General features: G+C 72.2%; 5 protein-coding genes. All 5 read right to left on the reverse strand.

All coding sequences use genetic code 11. The features are described from left to right. Positions 1-1,120, reverse strand: a 1,120-nt coding sequence (trbL, locus tag VHK87_RS18190) for a P-type conjugative transfer protein TrbL (protein ID WP_329636308.1), incomplete at its 3' end; no start/stop codon positions are given. A gap of 19 nt (positions 1,121-1,139) precedes the next feature. Continuing rightward, positions 1,140-1,862 carry a conjugal transfer protein TrbJ gene (locus VHK87_RS18195; RefSeq protein WP_329636309.1) on the reverse strand — a complete coding sequence of 241 codons (723 nt, stop codon included), beginning with the start codon at positions 1,860-1,862 and terminating at the stop codon, positions 1,140-1,142. Positions 1,863-1,865: 3 nt separating this feature from the next. Further along, the gene (trbE, locus tag VHK87_RS18200; protein ID WP_329636310.1) at positions 1,866-4,295 is read right to left on the reverse strand and encodes a conjugal transfer protein TrbE; all 2,430 of its coding nucleotides are present in this window, start codon (positions 4,293-4,295) and stop codon (positions 1,866-1,868) included. 32 nt (positions 4,296-4,327) lie between these two features. Next, positions 4,328-4,558 (reverse strand): VirB3 family type IV secretion system protein, encoded by a 231-nt coding sequence (locus VHK87_RS18205; protein ID WP_329636311.1) that lies wholly within the window; start codon positions 4,556-4,558, stop codon positions 4,328-4,330. A gap of 29 nt (positions 4,559-4,587) precedes the next feature. Beyond that, on the reverse strand, positions 4,588-4,905 hold the full coding sequence (locus tag VHK87_RS18210) for a TrbC/VirB2 family protein (protein ID WP_329636312.1): 318 nt from the start codon (positions 4,903-4,905) through the stop codon (positions 4,588-4,590). Positions 4,906-5,012 lie beyond the last annotated feature (107 nt).

Here is a 5,012-nt window from a genome sequence, read left to right on the forward strand (position 1 = left end):
AGACGGCCTCTTCCGCAGGGGCCGCGTCGGCCTCACGTGAAGCGGTCGACGCCGACGGGGACGGGCTTGAAGCCTCGGCTGGCGCATGGAGCGAACGGCCCCCTGTACCCGCAGGCGGGGATCCGGTCGGCCCGCGCGGACCGGCCGGCCCGGGCGGCGGCGGGCGCCGCCGCGCGGACGCCCCTGCCGCAGTACGAGCCGCGCGGGTCATGGCTGCTGCGCCGCTCCCGAACCGTGCGCCGGCCGAGACCGCCGCGCCGGCCGCCAGCGCCCCGCCGCCGGCGACCGCAAGACCCGATGTCACCAGGGCGCCTGCGCCGAGCGCCGGCCCGCCGGTGATCAGACTGGCGGCGAGATTGGGGATGAAGACCGCGAGCATCGCCAGCAGCAGGGCCGCCGCCAGGATGGCCAGCGCCTCGTAGATGTCCGGATCCTCCGAGGGGAGCAGGCGGTCGAAGACCGACTGGGCGCCGGAGACGACGATGGCGAGCGCCAGCACCTTCAGTCCCGCCGACACGACGTAGCCCAGCGGCCGTTCCGCCAGGAAGGCGGACTTCGTCCAGATCCCGAACGGCAGCAGCACGAAGCCGCCGAGGGTGACGATCTTGAACTCGAGCACCACGACGATGATCTGGAGGGCCAGCACCGCGAACGCGATCATCGCCCCGATCATGGCCAGGCCGAGGATCAGCGCGTCGGTGAGGTTGCCGGCGACGTCCAGCGGGCTGGTCACATGGGTCTCGATCTCGCCCATCGCCCGGACGATCCGCCAGCCCGCCTCCAGCACCGCCCCCGGGTTGAGGAACTCCTCGCGGCTCAGGCTCCCGCCGCCGGCGGTCAGGCCCAGGTCGATGAAACCTGCGTAGAGGGTTTCGGAGAGCCCCTGCCAGTCGTTGATCAGCCACGCGAACGTGCCGATCAGCAGGATCTTGCCCACCCCGCCGGCCAGCAGCTCCCGGTTTGGGGAGAGGGCCCACTGCATGCCTGTGAGGGCGACCACTAGGACGATCATGGTGCCGAACACGCTGTCGACGGGGCCGGAGAGGGCCTCGAAGCCGGCGGACACCTGCTCCGAGAAGACGACCATCAGGTCGTTGGCCGTCTCGGTGCTCACAGCCATGGCGACGCCCTCGCCTCGATCAGTTCCGCGCCGCCGGAAAGGGCTGGAACGCCGGCGGAGCGGGCCGTTGCGCCTCGCGCGCCCACAGGCGGCGGTGAGCCTCGACGGCCGCCTCGCGCTCAGCGGCCGCCCGGGCCGCTTCGCTCGCCGAGAGCCGCGCCTGGCCTGCGATGAGGGCCTGGACGCCGGTGAGCTGTTCCGAGAGGACGCCGAGGAGCTGCGTCGAGGACTGGATGGCGGCGGTCTGGCCGTCGGCCGCCTCGGAGGCCGAGAGGGCCGCGCCGATCCTGCGCTGCTGGGCCGCGCCCGCGCCGTTCAGTTCGGCGGCGATTCGGGCCAGGTCCTGGGCCGTCTGCTTGGCGGCCGCGAGCCGCGCCAGCCCCTGCTCCAGCATCCGGAGCTTGTCCGTGGCGGACGCATCGCCGCCGTAGAGCCCCTGGAACTGCTGCTCCAGAGACGCGGCGTCCGCAGTCAGGCCCTTCACCTCCTTGGCGAGGGCGTCGACGGCGGCCAGGGCGCGTCCGATTTCACCTGCCTGCGAAAGCGGCGAGCGGGCCAGCATGCGGGCCTCGTTGGCGAGCTGCCGGGCGTCGTTGGCGAGGCTTTCCAGCTGGCGGGCGGCCTGGAGCGCGTTCTCCACGTGGTTGGTGGGATCGAAGACGATGGCCTGCGCTGCGGCGGGCGGAGTGCCGGTGAGCTGAAGGGTCAGCACCGCGGCGACGGCGAGACGGATCGGATGCATGGGCTACTCCGCTGCGAGCGAGGTGGGGGTCTGGAAGGCTGCAAAGAGGTCGGCGGCGGCCGCCACGCCTTTGGCCTCGAGGAAGGCCGGCGCGAAGCCGCCGCTCGGGCAGGCGTCGAGGATGCGGTCGATGAGCGTCTGGTCCTCGGGGGTGGAGGCGCCGCAGATGGCGAGCCCCGCGCCCGACAACCTGAGATCGAAGAGCCGCCTCCCGGCCGGCTGGCGCAGATAGTAGGCGCGCTTGGGCGGGGCGAAGGCGAGCAGTTCGAGCTGGCGGCGATTGAGCCCGAACAGCCGGTAGAGGTCGGCGGACGCCGGCTCCAGCGCCCGGGGGTTGGGCAGAAGGACCTGGGTCGGGCAGCTCTCGATCAGCGCCGAGGCGATCGGGGAGCGGACCACGTCGTCGAGGCTCTGGGTGGCGAAGACCACGGCGACGTTCTTCTTGCGGAGCGTCTTGAGCCACTCTCGAATCCTGGCGGCGAAGCCGCTCTCCCCCAGGAAGAGCCACGCTTCGTCCAGGATCATCAGCGTCGGGGCGCCGTCGAAGCCGCGCTCGAGGTCGTGGAAGAGCGCACCCAGAACCGTCGGCACGACGGAGGGCGTAGACATCAGCTGCTCGAGTTCGAAGGTCTCGAACACGCCGGACGGCTCGGCTCCGCCCGCCGCATCCAGCAAGGCGCCGTGGGCCCCCTTCACCGTCAGCGGCTCGAGGGCGGCGGCCATGTCCCTGTCCTGCACCAGGGCGCAGAACAAGGTCAGCGTGCGCTGGGCGGGCGGGGACCCCGCGAGGGCCGAGAGCGCGCTCCAGGCCTCCTCCCGACGCCGCGGGGTGATGACCAGACCCGCCAGGGCGGCCGCCTCGCAAAGCCAATCCAGCGACCAAGCCCGCTCCGCCGGATCGTCGATCAGGGCCAGCGGCTGCAGCTCGAAGCCGCCTGAGGCGCTGAGCGCCCGCCAGACGCCGCCGCAGGCGAGCGTCGCGGCCCGCATGGAACGGCCCTTGTCGAAGGCCACGATGCGGGCGCGGGGATAGCGGAGCCACTGCAGGGCCATGAAGGCCAGGAGGGCGCTCTTGCCCGAGCCGGTGGGGCCTACGACCATGGCGTGGCCCACGTCGCCCACGTGCAGGGCGACCCGGAACGGGGTGGCGCCCGTGGTGCGTGCGAGGAAAAGGGGCGGGCCGGCCAGGTGATCGTCCCTGGCCGGGCCCGCCCAGGCAGCGCAGACCGGGAGGATGTCTGCGAGGTTGAGGGTGGAGACCAGCGGGCGGCGAACGTCGGCGTAGGGCTCGCCCGGGAGGGAGCCGAGCCACGCTTCGACGGCGTTGAGATCCTCCACGCGCGCCACGAAGCCCTGGGCGTTCAGGGCCGCCTCCACCGCCCTCGCCCGCTCGTCCGCCCCCTGTTCGGTGTCGGCCGTGACCGTCACGGTGAGCGTCAGGTGTCCGAAGGCGGCGGCGTCGGATCCGAGCGCGCCCAGGGCGCCGTCGCATTCGTCGGCCTTGGAGAGCGCATCGGTGTCGATCAGCGCGGCTTCTTCCCGGGTGACCGCCTCCTTGAGGAGAGCGGCTATCCCCTTGCGCTTGGAGAACCACTGGCGGCGCAGGCGCAGGATCTCCCTTTCGGCGTCGGCCCGGTCGAGAGCGATCCAGCGGGTCACCCACCGCAGCGGGAATGGCAGTGCGCCCAGTTCATCGAGCAGCCCCGGAAGGGTGCGGCTCGGATGGGCGCGCACGCCCACCGTCCGCAGGTGGTGGCGGCCCAGTCGCGGCCTCACGCCGCCGGTCAGGGGATCTGACGCCAGTAGCGCGTCCAGGAAGGCCGGCGTCTCCGGCGGGCGGATCGGCTGGGGCCGCGCCGAAATGCAGCCGTGCAGGTAGGCGAGAAGATCCGCATCGCCCAGCCGGTGCGCCTCCGGCAGGGCTTCCTGCAACAGGTCCACAAGCCCGGCCGTCTCGCGCTCGAACCGCTCCAGGGCCCCCCGGGCCCCCTCCCCCTCGTCGGCCGCGAGGCCGAAGAGCCACCGGTCCAGGCGGCGGGCCTCGTCGGCTGGCGGAAGCCAGGTGAGCGTCAGGAAGAAATCCGTCTCGAAGGCCTCCACCGCCGCCTCGAAGCTGGCCCTGCGTTCAGCCTCCACCAGCCAGGCGGCGGCCACGTCGATGTCCGAGTGCGGATAGGCGTCGGCCGGCCGCCGGCGGGCCTCAACGTGCAGGCACCAGCCCGAGCCGAGGCGCTTCAGGACGTTGTTGAGCCGCGCGCGGGTGGCCATCAGCTCGTCGGCGGTCGAGCTCTCCAGGTCCGGGCCGCGGAACGCCGCGGCCGCCAGAAACGAGCCGTCCTTGTTGAGCACGACGCCTGGCGACACCAGCGCGGCCCAAGGCAGGTGGTCGGCCAGGAGCTCGGGCCGCCTGCGGTGCTCGTCCAGGAAACGCATCGGTGTCTCTCCCTTTTGCGGATGGGGCGGCGTCAGGCGTCGAGGTGGGACGGCTGGATCAGGTGGCGGCGAAGAACGGCGAGGAAGCTCGGATCTGCGCGGGTCATCAGCAGCCCGAGGCCGTGGGCCGCGGCCCACCAGGCGAGCCCCAGCGGCCAGAGCTTCAGAGCCAGCCCGATGACCGTGGCCAGGGTGCCGTTGAGGATGGCGTAGTCCCGCGGCAGGCCCGCCATCAGCACCGGCTGGGTGAGCGCTCCGGCCACGGGGACCTCCCAGCCATCAGGCTCGCCGCTCATCCGATCACCGCCCCGCCGGCGAAGCCGAAGAAGCTCATGAAGAAGGAGGCGGCGGCGAAGGCGACCGCCAGGCCGAACAGGACCCCAAGGCCGCGTCGTTGCATCGATCCGCCTTCAGCGAAGGCCAGGCTGAGGCCGAACACGGTGACGCAGAGCACCGCGATCGCCTGGGCTACCGGCCCCGTGATCGAGTCCACCACCTGCTGGAGCGGGGCTTCCCAGGGCATGCCCGAGCCGGAGGCCCAGGCGGGACTTGCGACCCCGCTCGCGAGAAGGGCGACGGTCAGGATCGGCGGGCGAAGCGGGCGAGGCATCCGGAGGGCTCCCACAAGGCAGGGCGTCATCTCGCCCGGGGGGAACTCTTGCTCCGGTTGCAGCCGGCCTCGACTCGATTCATCCGAGAGTTACGTTACGGAAAATA

This window comes from Phenylobacterium sp. (assembly GCF_036263695.1).
Lineage (GTDB): Bacteria > Pseudomonadota > Alphaproteobacteria > Caulobacterales > Caulobacteraceae > Phenylobacterium.